Genomic DNA, 20,427 nt, shown 5'->3' on the forward strand with positions numbered 1-20,427 from the left:
AAGACGTCACCACAACACACTGTCTTCGATACAATGTCACGATTGACGGAGCGCAACCAGCACTCGTTCATGCTCGACCCGAACAGGGTAGCTGCGGACCCGTGTACGTTCGGGGTCGACCAGTGATCTGCCTGTACTCAGGTCGAATTGCCAGCCGTGCCAGGGGCAGCGCAGAACTTCACCCTCTCTGGTGTACTGCTGTGTTTCACCGACCGGACAGTGCGACACGTCGCCGGCAACTGACCCGGTTGACAGAGCAGCGCCCTGATGAGGACACGTGTCGCGGACAGCATAGAATCCGTCATGATTCCGCACAATTGCCAGAGACCGTCCCGCCACTGTGACACTGCGAACTGTTCCCTGAACATAGTCCGTGATGTGACCGATGTCATGTTCGTGCGAAGTCATAGTAATCCGTTGCGTTGGTGGCCATGATGCGCCTGCGCAGGTCGTCGGGAACAGCGGAGGGAACCGCGCGGTCCGGCGCGTCAAAGTCCCAGTGAGGATAGTCAGTGGCGAACATGAGGAAATCGTCGCACCCGATCATGTCGAGGATCTCCATCAGGTGTCGCGGATTGGGAGGTTCTTCGATCGGCTGTGTGGTTGAACGGAAGTGCTCACGGATGTATTCGCTCGGTAGCTGAGTCAGCCAGGGGACCTCATCTCTGAGTGCACGGTAGTTCTTGTCCAGCCGCCACATGAGTGGCGGAACCCAGGCAAATCCGCCCTCGATCAGAGTTACGCGAACGCCACGAAATTTTTCGAACACACCCTCGACAATCAGACTGGTCATCTGAGCCTGAAAGGCCAGTGACATCCCTGTGTGGTCTTCCAGGTAGTACGACGGCCACCCACAAGGTGTGATGGGATGTCCGCTGCCTCCAAAATGAATACCGACTGGTAAGCCGACTTCCTCCGCAGCTTCAAAGATCGGATGAAACTGACGCCTGCCGTAAGGCGCCTCCGAACGGACCAGCAACAACACCTGAACGAACCGTCCATCTCGTCCCAGCCGCCGAATTTCCGTCGCCGCGGCAGCCGGATCCTGCGGCGTGATCACCATTGAGCCCCGCCATCGAGGATCATCAGACAGCCATATTTCGGCCGTCCAGTTGTTGACGGCCTGCATCAGGGCCACTGCGAAATCGATGTTGTGTACAGCTGCAACATTGTAAAGCGGATTGAGGATCGCGAAGTTAATTCCCCAGGCATCAAGCAGTTGGCGGCGGGCAAAATCCGGATCGCCTCCAGGGAGGCCACCATCCGGCGGCCACGCATCACGACGTGCGGCCCTTGCAAACGCCTTGGGATAGGTGGGACCCGGTGGAGCATCAAATCCCGAATCACTGATGTATTGTTGCCATCTTTTTGACAGGAATGGCAGCAGGTCGCTGATCGAATTCGGAGCGTTGTGAACGTCGCAGTCGATCAGAGTTACTGCAGATCCTGCAGGATCGCAGGCTGCCGTATCGACGGTCTGTTCCATTTACTCAATCCTCTATTCGATTCAATGGTGGAAATAATCTTCTGCAGCTAACCGGGTCTCAAAATTCATTTTCCGGTTCGCTGTCAGGGCGTATGTGTGATTCGGACGGCAGTTGCCTAAACCGCCTTTGACTGACTCGCAATCACATCTTTGAAAGTCAGACCTGCCGTGTTCGGTGGTGAACCCCGCCGGAATGCACTTGCCATCAATCCCACGGTCACCAGAATCACGTGTCCGGAAATACCGATGAGAAAGGGACTGAGGGGACAATTGAATCTGCCACGTCAAAAACCGGTAAATCTTTGCCGGGCAGCGTGATGGTGGTCAATGTGGCCCACAGGGTGAAAATCGAACAAGCCCGAATTCCCAGGTAGGCACCACGGGCCGTTGTCCAGGGAAAAAGGATTCCAGGGGCAAACAGTCCAAGGATACCTCCGGTCACGATCATAGCCATTGTTATCATAAATTCCACAAGCGATGGATCTTCAAGTTGTGTCCACTGCAGTGCTAACACGACGGAAGCGACGCCCAGTAAAATCACGGACAGTTTTCCTGTAAACAGGCGGTGTCGGTCGGATACCTGGGGACGCAACCGGCCGTAGAAGTCGCTGACAACAACCTGGGCCGCTGGATTCAGATCTGAATCCAGCGAAGACATGGCCGCTGCAATCCACGCCGCCAGCATCAATACCTGCAGGTCCCCGGGAAACGTGTCTTGATGAAATAGGGGAGGATTCTGTCCGGGACCTCCAGCACTTCATACGTATAGACTGTCTTCTTCAGTGTTTGGCGGTAAAAAACGACCAACTCTTTTGTGACGAACAGTATCACGAAGGACGGCACAATGTGCGTGGGGACCAGGTACATGTTTTTGTGATACACGTTGTCCGGATGTCCCACAAAAGTCGCACTACTGACGATGGTCCCCAGACACGAAACCCCGACCACCCGTCCCGGGATATTCCGACCTGCAGGAAAGTAGTTTTCTGTGGGCTTCTGCCGCCGCGAGAAATACAGTCCCAACATGGCTGCAAACACCAGGTAGATGACGACAATTGTGACATCGAATGGTCCAATATCTTCCACCGGATCTGACCGACCAATGATCAGGCCGATCAAATGGGTTGACGGTTGGCGCGTCTGCGTTTTCTGACACCGCCGAAGGCACAATCGCAGACGTGAAACCGCCAACAATGAAAGTGACTGAGTTTGTTATCGTTTCTCCAGACAGCTGTTCAACATACATCGGTGCACACAGTATACTGGGAATGCAATCTGCCGATTTGGTTTGACTGCAAATGTGAAGGTGTAGAAAAAAAACGGGTAAATCCGCAGCCATCCTGGTATCGCGGGAATTCTGATCGAACCACCCGAACTGATACACCAGATGGTTCCTCCGAAACTCGGTGACCGTCTGTTTTGCCATGGAGCGAGAAGAACCAGTATGAGAAACAGATTTCTGAAGGTAATCATCCTGTCGATGATCTTACTGGTGCCAGGATTTTCACATGCAGCGAGTCCTGACGCTGTCGTTCGGCAGATGGTAAGGCCCGTGCTGGTCCGTAACGAGCACAACACGTTACTGCAGCTGACGATCGATACAGATGAGCCGTTTGTTCAGGTCCGCTCCATTACGATTGCGTTCAAAGGGGCTGCTGAACTTGAATCTGTTCAGTTTTATTTCTCCGGCGATAAGCCTGAATTCTCGAGCGAGAAGACGTTTGGCGATCGGGTTAAACCGGAACCGATGATCGTGTTCGGAGGCCACGCACGCCTCAACGCCGGGACAAATCATTTCTGGCTGTCCTGTCGCGCAAGGACGAATGCAGATCTGTCGCGACGAGTGAGTGCTTCCGTTGAAGCTGTTGAGACGTCTGCCGGTCGAATCGTGCCCCGTGAAGAAACCCCTCAAGTGAGCAGACGGATCGGTGTAGCCCTTCGGCGGCATTGGGACGATGGCGTGCACACCTGCCGTATCCCGGCGCTGGCCACAACTCCCCGTGGCACTTTGCTTTGCGTGTATGACATGCGGCGGCGAATGAGCCGGGATTTGCAGGAGGATATTGATATTGGTCTGTTACGAAGCACTGACGGTGGTCGTAGCTGGACAGTTCCGCAGGTCATCATGGATATGGATACGTTTGGCGGATTGCCACAGGAATTGAACGGATGCAGTGATCCGGGGATCATCGTCGATCCGTCGACCGGTGAAATCTTCTGCTTTGCACTCTGGACGAACGGCAGGGCCGGTACGCATCAGTGGACAAAAGGCGGTTCTGAAACGGGTCTGGAGATTGATCAAAGTGTCCAGTTCATGATGGTGACTTCGAAAGACGATGGTCAGACGTGGTCGCAGCCACAGAATATGACACGTATCTGGAAGGATCCCAGCTGGATTTTGTACGCACCATCGCCGCAACAGGGTATTGCACTGAGAGACGGCACACTGGTGATGCCAACTCAGGGACGCGACTCACAGGATCGACGTTTTTCCAACCTGCTTGTCAGTCAGGATCATGGGAAGTCCTGGACCGTCAGTTCCGCGGCGTCTTATGGCAATACGGAATGCCAGGCCGTTCAGTTGTCAGACGGTTCGATCATGCTGAATTGTCGCACAGAGAGGCCTACAAAATTTCGCACAGTGGCTGTTACACACGATCTTGGCCAAACCTGGAATCCGCACTCCACCAGTCGTAAGGATATTATTGAGCCCAACTGTAACGGCAGTACCTATCGGTTCGACTACCGGGACGGCAGTGAAACAAAGTCTGTGTTGCTGTTCGCGAATCCGCATTCACAGAAGAGTCGGACGCATCACAGCATTCAGCTGAGTTTCGATGAGGGAAGAACATGGCCACCGGAGTACCGAACGCTGCTTGACGAGGGGCGTGGTGCCGGTTACCCCAGTTTGAGTCGCGTTGATGACCGACACATCGGGATTGTATATGAAGGGAGTGGTTCGCACCTGGTATTTGAGAAGCTTTCGATTGACGAACTGCTGAAGCCTCAGGGCTGACACAGTTACCTGCGAAGTCCGGACCACGCTGTGGAATATCTCGAGGCACAGAGGCCGTGCCTGTGTGATGCAGCGGGAAATCCGAACCGTACGTTTTGCTTTATGAAACCAGCTTCGTACTTCCACTGGTATCCCAGGCTGTCTGTTTCGATCCGGCGTCGGGCACGTTGACTCAACGATATCATGCTGATGTACTCTCAATAACTGAAGTCATGAGCTGACGAGATCATGTCCTGGAAGAATCCGTATTCTTGTGGCCTGTAACCTTGCTGATACTGTGTCCTCGTTTCAGGAGGATGGATTCGTCATCGTCCGCTCGCTGCTTGAAGCAGACGAACTGGCTGAGCTGGATCGGCAGATCCGTCGATAGATCGAAGAGGTTCTGCCGTCCGTACCGCGGACTCACAAATTTTATGAATCCGGCAGCAGCGGGCCGTTGAAGCATTTCTCCCGAATGGAGTTGTACGACGATTTTTTCAGAGGATTTTTTCAACACGCCAGAACGATAGAACTGGCTGAGGTGTGCCGTGGTACTTCCGTGGAGCCGGTAACTTCCGCGTGTTTTACAAGCCGGCCCACGTAGGTGGTCCGGCACTTCCACATCAGGACAATGCTTATTTCAATTTCCTGCCGCCGTACGGGTTTGTTGTCTGGATTGCCCTGGATCAGGTGACTCTTGCCAACGGTGCCGTGCATTTTTCCAGAGGATGGCACCGGCTCGGCCAGTTGCCCCACAATCACACCGGAAATCCACGTTTTGGCCGAGCTGTTATGACGACACCCGATCCGACTCACCATCCTGAAACACCCGTTCTTTTAAATCCAGGTGATGCTTCACTGCATCATTTTCTGACCGTTCATCGCAGTGGACCAAACCGGACAGACCATAATCGACGTGGGTTCGTAATGGATTACAGGGCCGGCAGCGCGGAACCGGACCAAAACGCCAGTGCAGAGCAGGAGGCGTATAAGGAAAATGTTTTCAAACAATTCGGGGTGATGTAGGTTTTGATACTCAGCGGGCCCTGAACGAAAATGACAGACACAGGGAATGTTAAGGCCATCTGGTGTGATGTTTGTCCATTTCTTCCGGTACTGTTTCTCCGTGTTGGCTACTCAAGCGGTCGGTGGCCGTACTCACGACTGTCAGTGGCATTAGTTACGCGGATTTTCGTGAGAATTTAAAGCCGTTGATCAGAGGCATGGGACGCGCGGCTTCCGCATTTGACAGCTGATGCAGGAAACGAGGGACATACGTTCGTATATTGATAAACCTTGGCAAATCAGTGACCAGCTGAACGTGTTCGGACTGCCTGACAGAAGAACATCACACGGATTCTTTTCACTGTATGGTTCATCGCGGAGTATGGTTCATCGCAGAGTATGGTTCATCACAGAGTACTTTAGACCTGCAGAGTTTGCTCTGTGTGGACAGCAGGGTTCCTTGTTGTTTCACCGGATCCTGTCAACACGTTCCTCAGATGATCAGTGAGAGCTGTCAAACCCTGTGTTTTTGTTAATATGTTGGTCCATCACTGCAACTGAGACTCAACACACTTCGTCACCAACTATGTTATTGTGCCGTCTGCGGCCGCAAAACGGGAACTCATGACAGTCTGTAACCTGGAGGAGTCACTTGGATTCGTTCCCCGGCGTACGACTCGGGAACGTGATCAGCATCGAAAAGACATTGTTGAGTTCATTGCACTGAAACTCATTGCGGCAGGACAGCCGGTCCCGCAAAACCTGAAGACATCCGATCCGCTTGGCGCCGAACGGATTCTGGCGACTCACTTCCAGCGTCTCAGGCATCTGGAAAATCTCCGGTGTCCGGCAGACCAAAGAATCGAGAGTTACCTGGCCCGACACTTTGAGGGTTTCGAGTTTGTCGAGGAGTTGAAACTGCCGGATACGACATTTGTGCTGGATCGTCACGGGATTGCCCGCGAGTTGTCATTGCCCTTTGACGGCGATCATTATGTCAACGAGCTTGTCTCGTCATATCGTGTTCGGAACGGTGTCCTTAATAATCCTCGACATGACCGACGCACCACGAAAGGAACGTTTCACGTCGTCGAAGGAGGACTTCCGGTCCCGAATGACAAACGTTCGGTACCAAAACAGACCTTTGTGCATATGTTTCGGGCGGCAGTGAATCCATCTGCCGAATTGATGCATTTGCCGTTCACCGTTGAAGAACAGAATCAGGCCGAAGTGTTTGTGTCTTTAATGATGCGTCCACTGGTATGCCCGGAAGTTAAAAACGTTTGCAGTGAACAGACGATGGAGATCCGTTTTTTTGCTCCGGGTACACTGGTCAGCAATCTGGACTTTGTCGAATCTATATTTGGTAATGCGGGTGATCCGTTTCTTCCGGCAAACGATGCAGGCCTGGACGTTGAACACTGGAGTGGTCACACCGGATGCGTCATTCTCGCGCCGCATCTGACCGGTCTGACAAAGAAGGATCTCGGGCTTCCTCATCACGATGATGCAAGTGAACGACAGCGCCGTGACGGCATGTGCTGGACGGCGGAAGATGAATGCTACAATGATGGCATTCCTTTCAAGGTCACCTGTCGGAACACCGATGGTGTGATTGTCACGCTGATTGCCGACAATTATTTCGGCTACTGTAAAAAAGAAGTCAAAACACAAATTAGTTATGCGAGTAATCTTGCGGGAAATTACGAAGAAGAACATGCAGGTGGCACACTGGCTTTCGCCAGCTTCAGTCTGGGAGACGAGTTTATTGCCGAAGCTCATCGTGGTAACACACGTACGTTTCAGAATGTGATCGATGACTATGGCGACCGACTGGATGTGCGAAGGGAAGGCTGGGCAGTTGATCGAACGTATCCGGAACTTATCTATGTTCCGGAGAACTGTGTTGCGACCGTACACGATCAGACCGTGTCATGGACAAATGAAAGTGGCCGCCATTCGATTCCGTTGATGCCGGACAGCGTTTATATCACTCCGTCCGGTTATAAGGTTCATCTTGAGAAACACCCGGCAGCTCCCACGTGGAGGCTGATCGGAACGGTGGCGGAAGGTGTGTTTTGTCACAAACCGTGTACGGTCAGCGGAGGCGGCAAAAGTGAAATCAGCAAGTCGATTGCTGACTATCTGCTCCACGGTCCGATTTTCGTGGCAGATGTTGATTCGGATCTTGAGCTGGTACAGCAGATTTTCGATCGTGACTACTCGGACCGCTGGAGTCCGTCAGGGACAGTGCATCCGGACTACGAGACCGAACCGTCACGCTCGCTGCTCGATCCCAAACGTTCCCTGGGAAGCGTGGTTAAACTGCTCACACCCTCGGTCGATTACACGGACGAATATAATGGCTGGCTTGAGTCACTTCCGGGTTACATCTATGCCATTGTGTTCATCATCAAGCGGATGCATCGTGGTGGTGATGATACAGACTGGAAACAACAGTTCACTGTGGACATCGTGAATGGTCATTCCGGACATGAGCTGAAATACGGTGGCCGAAAACTGGTTGGTACCTATCTGCGAGTTGGATTACTCGGTGAAAAGAAATGGCGGACCTATAAACTGCGCCAGGATTTTGCACCGGCTCAGAAAATTCAGACAGAAGACGATATTAGTGTATCGGTGGTGGTGCCTCTGAATCAGCTGAAAGATCTCGGGCCTCGCACCGGGGACCCAATCAGCTGCAAATTTGTTCGGAACTGTGAGTACCGGCTTTTTCAGCGTCCTGACGATGCGATTCATCGAGGTCTGGACAGGCAGACCGAAGCGGACCTTGCGCGAGACGATAATTTTATTGTGAATTTCGAGCCGCTGTCACGCGATCGCATACGAGACATCTGCGACCGGGCCGTTGATCTCAGTCAATTCACGCAGCCCATGCAGAAACTGCTGCGGGATGCCCGGGATGAAGATCACGGCTATGTGGTTTGTTCGGCAACTCCGCGCATGATCGACGGGAAGCCCAGTAGAAATCCTCGCTACCTGCAGTCAAGACTGGACCTGATCAACCCGTTTGACCGCTATGTCGGTGAAATTGGCGCTCGACTGTCGAGAGCGGTCCCATCGGACGAACCCGTGTATCAGCCCGTTCACTCTGTTTTGATCGGACGTCGAAACAACCCTGCGGATTACGACAACGGAATCCGGCCGCTGGCTGTTTACAATCCGATTCACTATCAGGAACTGCCCGAATTGTTTATGGACTTCATTTGTGCACTGACGGGAAAGAGTCCTTCCACAACAGGTGCCGGAAGTGAAGGCGCACTGACCAAGGGACCGTTCAATGCTCTGTTACCAATCACGGACCTCAATGCAGCACTGGTCAGCTACCTGCTGACCGGACTCGCCGGTTTTTCAACCCCCGCAGGACACATCGGTTCCAATGTTCGTGTCGATCATGATATCAGTCTGTTAATTCCTGAGATCTGGTGTCGGTTGACTCCTGAAGAACGTGAGCCCGGTTCACTTCTTCGGGAAGGTCTGCTGGAGAAACTGGACGACTACGAATTTGACGGCAGAGGCATTCAAGCCAGCCGACTGGGGTACCGTATTACATCGCGGTTTATCCGTACCTTCGCGGGGCGGGTTTTTGATAATCCTCGTAAGGTATTCGATGATGCAATTCTGCGACCGGAAAGTCAGGATGAAGCCGCCTTTGCCGACGGCATTCTGTACATCACGGAAGCTCATCAACGGGTATCGAAGAATTATCTGGAAGACGGATCTGTTGATCTGGCATGTCCCCCTTTGCGAGCATTGATCCATATCATGGCGGAAGGAAATTATCGCGGGAAAACGGTGCATGATCCGGAGATTCGTGAGCTGTTTACTTTACCGTCGATGTTAAGTTCAGAGTGGTATAAGGAGCGGCTGAAGACTCGCCGCCAACGCGACCGGTCACGCTGGCAGGACCATGTGAAGTATCTGCGGAGTTTTCTGAATCAGCCGGAGTTCTCAGCCGATGTTGCAGAACTCGACCTCGATGCCCGACTGCAACTGGCTCAGCGGGAACTTGAAAGGGTCTCCGGTTCGGATTACCTGCAGGACCTTCACGGCACTCTCGGGGCCGATCGATTGAGTTGAATCAAAGGTGATGCTGGTTCTGACGAACGATTGGTACAGGGATTTCTTCAGGTTTGAATGACCTTCTGTGACCTGTGAAATGAGCGGACCGGGTCCTGGCCGTTTGTTCGAATCAGGCATGTTTCTGCAAACAGGAATATCCACGCCCGGCATGTGCTGAGGGTTCAAAACACGACGTCTGGCCCCCAGTCACTCGATCAAACCTGAATTTGAGACCGGCAGGACCTGAGAAAATATGAGCCCTGGTGAGACTTTGTCCTCCGGGGAATCCAGCTTGACGCGTGTATCCAGTATCGCCAATCTTATTGTGTGTTCAACCCGGATCAAATAAGCAGTGCGTTAAGCCAGGTTCGATATGACCCGGACACATTTGCGCCCACCATCAGTCATGCCGCCGTGGCTATGATTGTTGCTGAAGGTGCCGATGGTCTGGACGTCTGCTTTATTCGCCGCGCAGAGAGACAGAGCGATCCCTGGTCCGGTCATGTTTCGTTTCCTGGCGGACGTGCTGAGGTCGGTGACAGGACTGCATACGAGGTTGCCGAGCGTGAAACACGTGAAGAAATCGGTCTTTCTCTAAATGCCTCACACCGTATTGGAACTCTGCCGATGATGCAGAAGATACGCCGTGGTCTGACACTTTTTTCATTTGTCTATTTCGCAGAGCACTCCATGCGGACACAGGCTGTCGTCGGAAATCCGGAGGAAGTTGCCTGTGTGTTCTGGGTTCCGCTCAGACATCTGTTTGACCCGCTTGCTGTGACCGAAGTTGAATATTCACATGAGGGAAATCAGAAAGATTTACCAGGCATTCGGTTTGATGATCACGTGATTTGGGGTCTGACGCTGCAGTTACTTCACAGTTTTGCACGGCTGATGCACCAGCCGTTTCCGGCCTGCGAATCATGAACTCCAACTTCATATGCCAATACACCGCAGCTGAACAAATGTATTCGTATCATTGGTCGCAAATCATTTACCCGGCTGACTGTGCGGTCCGTTTACAATGAATCATCCAGTTGCTGCTTCCGACGTTCCGGTGTCCATCAAAGCTGTGGTCTTTGATATGGACGGGCTGATGCTGAATACGGAAGACGTTTTTGAGCTGGCCGGTCAGGAGCTTCTGGTACGTCGCGGAAAACAAATGACTGACCGGATTCGCCGTCGCATGATCGGTCGACGCCCGGCTGAAGCATTCGCGGCACTGACGGAACTCACGGGAATTACCGAACCTGTTGAACACCTGATGCACGAAACCCGAGAGATTTTTGCAGAATTTGCGAAGGTGCATCTGGCCTGTATGCCTGGACTTTTTGATTTACTGGACGCGATTGAGGATCGTCAGCTGCTTCTGGCAGTGGCGACGTCGTCGCCTCGTGACCATATGGAATCATTGCTGTCGCAGTTTGACCTTCTGAAGCGTTTCCACACAACTCTGACGTCGGAAGACGTGATTCGGGGAAAGCCTGATCCGGAGATTTATCTCAGTGCCGCTGAACGTCTGAATGTTGAACCGTCGTCCATGCTGGTGCTGGAAGACAGCGAAGCAGGAACCCGAGCCGCAGTAGCTGCCGGTGCGTTTGTTGTGGCGGTTCCGAATCGACACACGGCATTCGGTGATTTCAGTAAGGCGTCGATGCGAATCAACAGTTTGGGCAGTTCGGAACTGCATTTATTGATTGCCCAAACCGTTGTACAGCCGAATGATGATTCCCGGAGGCTCGATTCGAAAAATTGACCGGATGTCTGCGTAATCCCTGACCAAACCGAAATTATCCCTGTCCGATGACGATGGGGGTCGGGGTGAATCCGATCAACAGGAAGGCCAGTGTCAGCCAGCCCAGAACATGTCGGAAAGTTCCCAGTGAAACCGTATCATCACGCGTGGGGGGATGGCGCATTCCCATCACCAGGATCAGGATCAGGAACAGAATGTACGAATAAGTTCCCGTTGCGATCATGTATCCCGCCGCAGCAAAGACGACAGCGAAGGCAATCCAGTGAGCAGGCTTTCCCAACAGCGTATACGCGAGATGACCACCGTCCAGCTGTCCGATCGGAATCAGGTTGAGTGCGGTCACAAAAATGCCAACCCATCCGGCATGAGCCATCCCATGCATCACGAGGATTTGTCCATTTGGTGTCGGGCCGTGAATCCATGTGATGAACCACTGGATAATCAGTGGTTCTCCGAATTCCACATATCTGCCGGCCATCAGGAACTCGAATTCGAAATGTGACGCTTCAATTCCGAAATACAGGATCGGCAGTGTCACAAACAGACCGGCCAAAGGACCACTCACCGCGATATCAAACATCTGTTTGCGGTCTGCTGCTCCGCGTCCCTGGGCGATGACGGCCCCCATTGTTCCCAGTGGTGGAATCGGCAGTGGAATAAAAAATGGAAACGATGCCGGGACGCGATACCGCACTGCCTGCAGAAAATGTCCCATTTCGTGACACAGGAGTATCAGCATCAATGGAATGCTGTAGGAAAATCCCTGCATCAGCAGACCTGAATACCACTCACTGAAAACCTGATTCCGGTCGGACGGAGAAATCTGACCTTTGCTGAAATCGGCCAGAATTGTTTCCTGAAGTTCTGTGTCGAAGAATCCTGGCAATGCAACTAAGGGGACGAATCCCGAACCAACCAGTGTGGTGCTTACCCAGGTAGATAGAAACAGAAAGATGCAAAGTCGCAGCTGTCGACGTCGTCTGTGACGGTACTTAGTCGCTGCTTCGTGATGACTGAGAACCGGTGCCGAAGGCACCCGGAAGGAGTTTTCCGTAAACCCGCGTTCCTCAAACTGACGACTTTCCTCCATCTTTCCGGGATTCAGTTGCGGCGACAGGCTGGACAGGTCTTCGTCCGGTCTTTTGGCAGAAGCCGGGGCAGGCTCATTCGGTGGCAGGGGAGAATCTGAGTCAGACATAAATAACGAGAGTCGTTCAGGCTGGTACTGTCGTTGTGGTCGGACTGGCTCCGATCGCGGACTGCAGCGAATAGAACCACGCAATAAGTGGTTGGCTGAGCAGTCACCGTGTTCTAATAGGTGTTTCTCTGCAATACCAGTCGCCATCCGGTCGGAGAATCAATCAGGATTCGGTGTTCGACCTACTCTTGTGCATCACCACAGCAAGGTTTGATAATGGCGAACGTCACAAATCAGACCCGGAGACAGTGACGATTTAAACCGTCATTTTGTACTTCCTGCCATTCGTGATTGATGCGAATTCATTGTTCGATTCCGGCGTTTCGTTGCCGAATTTATGATCCAGTTGGCTCAGATAAGACAATGTGAGTTCACGGGAGGGGCCGTACTTCACGTCACAACGCAGAATACGGAGTATTGATGAAATATTTCCCACAGGAATCCTGTCGGAATTGACTGAATTTATCACACACGCTGTTGAGCAGGCCGGTCCAGCGATAGACTTTGGGCCCATTTCCGCCTGGTTGTCTGGAGTTATCCGGGATGTCGATCGAGAACATTCTGAGTTGCGAGTTTTCCTGGTTGTCCATGACTGATGCTGTCCTCAGCGGCGAGTCGCTGTCACGAGAATCCGCCCTGCAGATTCTTGAAGCCGATGACGATCAGTTGCTTTCAATTCTGGATGCTGCTTATCGCGTGCGACGTCACTATTTTGGCAAGTCTGTACAGCTGTACTACCTGAAGAATGCGAAAAGCGGCCTGTGTCCGGAAGACTGCACTTATTGTTCACAGTCAAAGGACAGTACTGCACCCATTGACAAGTATGTCATGCTGAATGCAGAAAAACTGATTGAAGGAGCACGCCAAGCATATGAGAGCAACGCTCGAACCTACTGTATTGTGGCCAGTGGACGAGGACCATCCGAACGGGAAGTGGACCATGTCTGCAGTGTGGTTAAAGACATCAAGCAGGAATTCGGTCTGCACATTTGCGCCTGTCTGGGGCTGCTGAGGCCGGATCAGGCCATGCGGCTCAAACAGGCGGGTGTTGATCGCGTGAACCACAATCTGAACACCAGCCAGAGTTTTCACGACAACATTGTGTCAACTCACTCGTTTCAGGATCGACTCGATACCCTGCAGGCGTGTCGTGATGTCGGGCTGGAACTGTGCGCCGGGATGATTGTTGGGATGGGTGAAACGCGGGAAGATGTTGTTGATGTTGCGATCAAGCTTGCCGGCATGGGAGTCGAATCGATTCCTATCAATTTTCTGTATCCGGTTGACGGGACACCGCTGGAGGGGCAGGAAAATCTGGACGCTCGATACTGTCTCAAGGTTCTGGCCATGTTCCGCTTGACGAATCCCGATACCGAAATTCGCGTCGCCGGAGGTCGGGAACGAAATTTGCGGTCAATGCAGGCGATGGGACTGTATGCCGCTAATTCGATGTTCGTCAGTGACTACCTGACCACCGCCGGGCAAACGGCTGAAGATGACTTTCGTATGATTCAGGATCTTGGGTTCGAAATCACTGCTGGTGATTATGAGTCAGCACAGCTGATGGAACGGCTGGGAAAAACCGCCGGTGATCGCAATACCGACGAGATTCATGATCCTCGTTGAATCCCAGGGAAAGACTCATGTTCTTTTGCAGCTTTAGAACTGGAGTGTCACTGAATCAGTTGTGACACGGTAGGTGATCTGCAAATCCAAAGTTGCACGACTTCATTCCGGAACCGTTTCACTGATGCAAGCCGTTACCTTTGATTCTCCAGGCGAACCTCACGAGGTTCTTGGCTGCGGCGACGCCAAACTGCGGTCAACTGGGCACGGTGAAGTGCGTGTTCGCATGATTGCCAGCCCGATCAATCCGTCGGACATGATGTTTGTGCGCGGCATTTACGGCGTCAGGCCGGAATGTCCGCAGTCTCCCGGCTTCGAGGGTGTTGGTGTCGTGGAAGCATCCGGCGGAGGAGTGAGAGGCAGGCTGTTTCAGGGCAAACGTGTGGTCGTCATGAATTCGGCCGGAGGCAACTGGGCCGAACAGGCTGTGGTGCCCGCAACCCAGATCATTCCGATCCCCGGCGGTCTCTCGGATGATCAGGCTGCGACGTTTTTCGTTAACCCGGCAACGGCATGGATCATGACGCAGGAAGTTCTCAAAGTTCCAAAGGATGCATGGTTACTTCAGACGGCTGCCGGTTCCGCTTTGGGACACATGATTGTGAGGCTTGGCCAACACTGTAAATTCAGAACCTTGTGTGTCGTCCGTCGATCGGCCAGTCGTGAATCACTCACTCGAGCCGGCGCAGACGCTGTCGTGGTATTCGATCCCGCCACAGATCCGCCGGAGGCACTTTATGAACGTGTCCGTGCTGTTACAGGAGCGGATGATTTACGTTACGCCGTGGATCCTGTCGGTGGAAGGACAGCTTCAGCTGTGGTGACATGCCTGGGTGAACGCGGGAAAATGCTGTTGTTTGGGACATTGAGTGGACAGCCGGTTGAATTCGCTCCGCGTTCACTGATGGAAGCCGACGCATCCGTTTCCGGATTCTGGCTGGGGAATTTTATGGCGCGGCAGGGGCTGTTGTTCAAGTTGAAACTGGTACGGAAAATTTCCGGACTCATCCAGTCCGGGATTTTGGCCACAGAAATTGCCCATCATTATTCACTGAATCAGATCACCGAAGCAGTGCGAGGTTCCGAGGACCAGAACGTCACCGGAAAGATCGTGCTGCGATGTTCGTGAAAACAACGCTGTGGCTGATGAACGGCGCACATCATGTCCCGCGTCTGAATACCGACCCCGGACGGGTGCTTCAATGCCGATTGGTGAACAGAAGGTCAGTCGGGCTTGTGCGCAGCGAATCGAAGTCGTCCTGTGTTCGCATTAATATCCGGAGATGTTAACGGCACACTCTGTGCTGCGGTGTGATGAGCCCGGTGAGGCGGAATTAAGCCGTAGTCCGACTGACGAGCACTGTGTCATCCGACGCTCGGATTCGGATCCACGGGTCCAATCGTCGGCTGACCGGCGGTTTTCCGTAAAAATTAGGCGAGGTGAATCACTCGGCCGCTTTTTTGAGCGTTTGCAGATACGCGACGACATCGACCAGTTCCTGTGATGACATGATCTTCTGCAGGTCGGCCGGCATCAGCGAAACGGACTGGCGAATCTTTTCCTCAATATCAGCCGTTGACACCGTATGCATCCGGGCTTCGTTGTCGATCAGTGTGATACTGTCATCGGTTTCGCTGGAGATCAGTCCTGTCAGAGTGGTGCCATTGGCCAGCAGGAGTGTCCACGTGTCGTAGTTGTGACTGATTCCGGCGCTGGGAAACAGGACGGATTCCAGCATCGCCTGTCGGCTGAGCTTGCGGCCGATTTCTGAAAGATCGGGACCGAGATTGCGACCAATGTTGTTGACCACATGGCATTTGTGGCAGGTACCGGTTGTATTGTAGATCAGACGGCCATTTTGGGGGTCACCCCTGCGATCCATCAATTCACTGACAGACGAAAGCTTCTCTCCGGCTTTGGCGTCCGACAACGGGAACATTTTGTTCCCAATGTTCCGCAGCTCCTGTTCCGGGGAGCCATGCAGAGCAGCGGCAACTGTTTGCCGTAAACTTCCCTCGATCCGGTTGTCCTCGGTTCGAACGATCAGCTGTCTGGCCACACTGAGGATCCGCATTCCGGCCCGGATGGCCGCGCGACGGACTTCCGGATTTGTGTCTTCGTTATCGACCAGTTGCAGCAGGTCGTATGTGAACGCCGCGTTACGCGAGTTTCCGATTGCCTTGAGAGCTGCAGTGGCTGACTCGGCTGATTCGCTGTTCGCCACCGAAGTGATCAGTTGTTTTTGATCCAGATTCAGCAGGCTCGCTACGGACGAAACGGCGTCCTGAGAATCCGGCGCGGCAATGATGATTTGGACAAGTTCCGGATAGCTGCTGTGGATGCGAAATTTTTCGACCAGTGCGATACGTTGACCGGGCTCCAGGTGATTCAATGCTGATTTCAGTTCATCACTCGCTGTGGTCTCTTCGCTCAACTGCCCGGGTTGAATTCGTGCCAGAGCTTCTGAGACCACGAAAGAAGCCATCTCAGGCTTCAGCATCCGCAGATACGAAGAATCAAGCAACCTTGGCATGTGTTCGGCCAAACCGTGGCTGCTTTGAAAATCGAGTGCTCGAAACCAGCGCGCCAGGTCAGACGGGCTGGAATCAGGATCTGTCGATAACGCGGAAATTCGTTCTCCAATCAACGCTGGTGTGACGTTATTTGCCCGACTTCGCCAGATGATCGCATCTGCCACATCAGCAGAGATTTTTGCAGACTCTGACGACTGCAACAGGCCGGCCAGACATTCGTTCCAGATTCCATGGGCTGCAATGCCGAGCGCTTCCAGAAACCAACGGTCTTCGGCATCCAGTGTTTGAGCGAGCGGCACCCAGAGGGCTGCACGCGATTCGGGAGGAAGATTGCAAAGTGCAATTGCACATTCACGTCGCACGGCCGGCGACGTGTCGGTTATCAAATGTTTCACGGTCTCCGGCAGTGCGATTTGTAACTGGCGTGCCGCTCTCAAGGCCACGATGCGAATGTCCGGATTTGGGTCATGCGCCGCCGCTGTCAGGTAGTGTTCCGTCCGACCCGGAAGCCGTGCCAGCAGCCACAGGGCTCTGGCACGGAACCGTGGGTTCCGGTGTTTCTGGAAGATCTGCTGCAGTTGAGGTTCCGCTGTGGAACCGGCTTTTGCCAGTCTTTGCCAGCCCTGATAGCGCGCATCGCGATTACAGCTCAGCAGGCCATTGACCGCTCCGTCGATTGACTCAAATTCAAATGTCGGGTGTCTCCAGGGTGTTCCGTTTGGCGCGATCCGAAACAGTCGGCCTCGATCGATATCACCCTGACGATGACCACCCACACCAGGGTCGTACCAGTCAGCGATAATCAGTGAACCATCTGCGGCTGTGGCAACATCGCAGGGTCGAAACCACAGATCACGCGTTCCGTACAGGACCGGATTGATCGACGCCTGATACCCTGCACCGTCCGCTGAAACTTCATAGCTTCGCACCACATTGACACCGGCGTCACAGTGCAGCAGTTGATTCCGAAATCGCTTTGGCAGAAGCGAGCCTTCATAAACCTCGATTCCGCACGGAGCGCCCGCTCCGGTGATGATCACATTCGGAATGACGCCAGGATCGTTGAGATGCCAGTGCTGAAGAGGGATTTCTGCTTCCATTCCTGTCCGTGGTGTTTTCCATCTGGCTCCGGTGACCTCGTCCCTGTACCCGTAGTTGCCGTACTCCATTACGAAATTGATTCGTGTGGCGCGGTTGCCGTCATCGTCGTTGTCTGACTGCCAGATCGTGCCGAAACTATCGATCGTCAGTTCCCAATTGTTACGGAAATTCCATCCCAGTGTTTCGACGTTGCTGCCGTCCGGATCACAGCGAAACGCCATGCCCTGTTGGTAGGGGGTTCGATCGGCTCGGACCGGTTTTCCGGCGATATCTGTAACGATCGTACCGTCCGGTCTGTGAAGTTCTTTAGCTTCGTTACCGAAATTGAAGTACAGGCGTCCATCCGGACCGCTTGTGAAACTGTGAATTCCGTGATCGTGCTGGACTCCCTGAATCCCTGTAAACATGACTTCTTTGCGGTCTGCCACCAGATCACCATCGTCATCGTAGAAATTAATGACGCTGTCGAGTGCGGACACAATGACGCGATTACCCAGCACACAAATGCCGTGGGCAGAGTCGATGTCTCGTCCCTGGTAGTAGGTATGACTGGAATCAACGCTACCGTCACCATCGGTGTCCTGCAGGACCAGGATTCGGTCACCGGCTTCGCGATCTTTGCGGTCTTTGTTGGCATGACGCCGGTAGTTGACGACTTCCGCCACCCAGATCCGTCCCGCGGAATCGATGTCAATCGTGGATGGACTCAGCAGGGTCGGTTCCGCCGCAACCAGTGTGGCCTCGAGGTCATCGGGAGTATCGAGCACACCCAGGGCGGCATCCGGCTGTCGCGTTGAATCGACAGTGGCCACAGGTTTTTCGAGTGGTTTGGTGTCAGCCGGCAGATGTCCACCGCACACCAGAATCACGGCACAAAGAATACACCTCACGTGAACAAACTCCCCTCACAATGACGGACTGTGCGGCTCGCGAGATCCTGCCATCAGGATATTCTCACATTGCGGATGTTCCTGCCAGCATTGTGAGACGTATATTATCAGCTCACTGCTCTGTTAAGTGTGATACACTGATGAATGAATTTGAGGCTCGTGATCTTTACCAGTTTGTGACAAAGTGTCTGGTGATCCTTGTTTGAGTGGCTGTCAGTCCACCCTGAACAGCCACGCCTCTTATTGGACCGAAATTGATCTGTGAGAGTTTGCTGCTGTGTCGATTCAGCCTGACGATGTGATGTGTTTCTGTTTTCATGTGACACACCGTAAGGTGATGAATCACGTACGCATTCATCGACCTGGTGTGGCGAGCCAGCTCAGTGAGTGTGGTGGCGCAGGGACGGGGTGCGGTTGGTGTGTTCCCTTTCTCCGCCAACATTTCGAAGCCTCTCAGAGAGATGCCACACCTGATATTTCGGTTTCCGAGGAAGAAAGTGCGGCGAGACGACAGCAATACCTTGCTGAGAAACGTGAATCCCGTCGACGGCGGTCCCCGGACTGAGTGTGAAGGACCGCGTGGTTACGTTTTTATAGATCGTGCGGGTTGTGCAATTTGAGATGCGGAACAGCGCTCACCCGAATGCCTGATGGTGTGAGACAAACGGAGACCGGCTCATCGCCGCAGGGCTAAAATTCAAAGCACATTCCCCTGCCCTGGCTATGTGCCTGCCTGCATTTGTCGGTCCAACCGTTTGGCTTTCGAAAACAGCGGCAGTCACCAGGTCAACGGATATCGGCACCGTTCCGCTTGTTTCATCGATCGGAGCCAGTTCCGATTGTTCTCAGCCAACAATGGATAATTCGGGTTAATGGCGATCAGAGCGCTTTGATTGGTAAAGCAACCTGAATCGGCGGCACCGATGACGGAGCGCTTCTGCATTTAACTGATGTTTGCAGCGGAATACGACGATTCCAGCGTACAGGTTCAGCAATCGTGCTGGTTTGCAACAGGGCTGCGCGAGTGACAACACCAGGCACAGATCTGTCTTGAAAGTAGTTGGGTTAACTTTTATGCTGCAAGTCGTTGATTTGCAGTGGTTTAAGACGAATTTCTGCAGTCAGTCCTAAATCTTTCTGTGTTTTTGGCTGAATTGCTACGAAATTTGCGTTAGTGAGTGTGGTGAAACAGGCCCGGCCAGTCAGTTGTGGCTGAAGAATTCCAACGACATCGTTCCCGGAGAAAGCTTATGCAGGCACGCCATCTTACACGTTCGCGTCGATCACGTCGCGGATTCACACTGATCGAGTTGTTGGTGGTGATTTCGATCATCGCCACGCTGATGTCATTGCTGCTGCCGGCAATTCAGAACGCCCGTGAAGCAGCTCGGCGAACGCAATGTCTGAACAATCAAAAGAATATTGCCCTTGCCCTGACGAACTGGGCAACAGCACACAACAGCCAGTTGCCTGCGTATGGATATTTTATTCAAAACAATGCAGATCCAGATTTAGCAACCGGTTTGAATCCACTGCGCAGCTGGGTCGTTGAGATATTGCCGTATATGGATGCACAAAACATCTTCGATCGTTGGGACATGGACCAGGACCTGAACGTTGCATTAAACGCTAATCTCCCGTTAGCGGCGGTCAATATTCCTGTACTGACCTGCCCTGATGATCAATCTGCATTTAATCAGGACGGCGGACTGAGTTATGTCGTGAATGCCGGCTTTGGCGACTCGGTCGGTG

15 protein-coding genes are annotated in these 20,427 nt (G+C 53.1%); 9 read left to right on the top strand and 6 right to left on the bottom strand.

Annotation, left to right across the window (positions count from 1 at the left end; genetic code table 11):
• Positions 1-36 precede the first annotated feature (36 nt).
• The 4 genes from MK110_18995 to MK110_19010 all read right to left on the bottom strand — a co-directional run bounded on the left by MK110_18995 (position 37) and on the right by MK110_19010 (position 2,572).
• Entirely contained in the window at positions 37-408 is a 372-nt protein-coding gene (locus tag MK110_18995; protein MCH2213393.1) for a Rieske (2Fe-2S) protein, read from the bottom strand.
• Positions 389-1,486, bottom strand: coding sequence for an amidohydrolase (locus MK110_19000; GenBank protein ID MCH2213394.1), 1,098 nt, complete (start codon positions 1,484-1,486; stop codon positions 389-391). Before MK110_19000 ends, MK110_18995 begins: the two co-directional genes overlap by 20 nt.
• A gap of 226 nt (positions 1,487-1,712) precedes the next feature.
• Complete coding sequence (locus tag MK110_19005) at positions 1,713-2,171, bottom strand: hypothetical protein (protein ID MCH2213395.1); 459 nt, start codon at positions 2,169-2,171, stop codon at positions 1,713-1,715.
• Positions 2,171-2,572, bottom strand: coding sequence for a hypothetical protein (locus MK110_19010; protein ID MCH2213396.1), 402 nt, complete (start codon positions 2,570-2,572; stop codon positions 2,171-2,173). The genes MK110_19005 and MK110_19010 overlap by 1 nt, the downstream gene beginning before the upstream one ends.
• A 358-nt stretch (positions 2,573-2,930) precedes the next feature.
• Between MK110_19010 and MK110_19015 the strand changes: the two genes are divergently transcribed.
• From MK110_19015 to MK110_19035, 5 genes are all read left to right on the top strand, one after another.
• Positions 2,931-4,502: an exo-alpha-sialidase gene (locus tag MK110_19015; protein MCH2213397.1), complete on the top strand. Its 1,572-nt coding sequence runs from the start codon at positions 2,931-2,933 to the stop codon at positions 4,500-4,502.
• Positions 4,503-5,024: 522 nt separating this feature from the next.
• Positions 5,025-5,507: a phytanoyl-CoA dioxygenase family protein gene (locus tag MK110_19020; protein MCH2213398.1), complete on the top strand. Its 483-nt coding sequence runs from the start codon at positions 5,025-5,027 to the stop codon at positions 5,505-5,507.
• A gap of 603 nt (positions 5,508-6,110) precedes the next feature.
• Entirely contained in the window at positions 6,111-9,587 is a 3,477-nt protein-coding gene (locus MK110_19025) for a hypothetical protein (GenBank protein ID MCH2213399.1), read from the top strand.
• Between the two features lie 402 nt (positions 9,588-9,989).
• Positions 9,990-10,496: a CoA pyrophosphatase gene (locus MK110_19030; protein ID MCH2213400.1), complete on the top strand. Its 507-nt coding sequence runs from the start codon at positions 9,990-9,992 to the stop codon at positions 10,494-10,496.
• Between the two features lie 97 nt (positions 10,497-10,593).
• On the top strand, positions 10,594-11,325 hold the full coding sequence (locus tag MK110_19035) for an HAD family phosphatase (protein MCH2213401.1): 732 nt from the start codon (positions 10,594-10,596) through the stop codon (positions 11,323-11,325).
• Between the two features lie 34 nt (positions 11,326-11,359).
• Here the strand turns inward: MK110_19035 and MK110_19040 are convergent, their stop codons facing one another.
• Positions 11,360-12,523 (bottom strand): site-2 protease family protein, encoded by a 1,164-nt coding sequence (locus tag MK110_19040; GenBank protein ID MCH2213402.1) that lies wholly within the window; start codon positions 12,521-12,523, stop codon positions 11,360-11,362.
• Positions 12,524-13,066: 543 nt separating this feature from the next.
• Between MK110_19040 and bioB the strand changes: the two genes are divergently transcribed.
• Positions 13,067-14,149, top strand: coding sequence for a biotin synthase BioB (gene bioB / locus MK110_19045; protein ID MCH2213403.1), 1,083 nt, complete (start codon positions 13,067-13,069; stop codon positions 14,147-14,149).
• Between the two features lie 124 nt (positions 14,150-14,273).
• A complete protein-coding gene (locus MK110_19050) occupies positions 14,274-15,278 on the top strand; it encodes a zinc-dependent alcohol dehydrogenase family protein (protein ID MCH2213404.1) in 1,005 nt (334 codons plus the stop codon).
• Positions 15,279-15,594: 316 nt separating this feature from the next.
• On the opposite strand, the gene MK110_19055 is transcribed toward MK110_19050, so the two are convergent.
• Positions 15,595-18,675: a c-type cytochrome gene (locus tag MK110_19055; protein ID MCH2213405.1), complete on the bottom strand. Its 3,081-nt coding sequence runs from the start codon at positions 18,673-18,675 to the stop codon at positions 15,595-15,597.
• A gap of 337 nt (positions 18,676-19,012) precedes the next feature.
• On the opposite strand from MK110_19055, the gene MK110_19060 reads away from it, so the two are divergent.
• Positions 19,013-19,240, top strand: coding sequence for a (2Fe-2S)-binding protein (locus tag MK110_19060; protein ID MCH2213406.1), 228 nt, complete (start codon positions 19,013-19,015; stop codon positions 19,238-19,240).
• Between the two features lie 685 nt (positions 19,241-19,925).
• On the top strand, positions 19,926-20,427 hold a 502-nt coding region (locus MK110_19065; protein MCH2213407.1), incomplete at its 3' end, for a DUF1559 domain-containing protein.

The sequence above is a fragment of the Fuerstiella sp. genome, assembly GCA_022447225.1.
Lineage (GTDB): Bacteria > Planctomycetota > Planctomycetia > Planctomycetales > Planctomycetaceae > S139-18.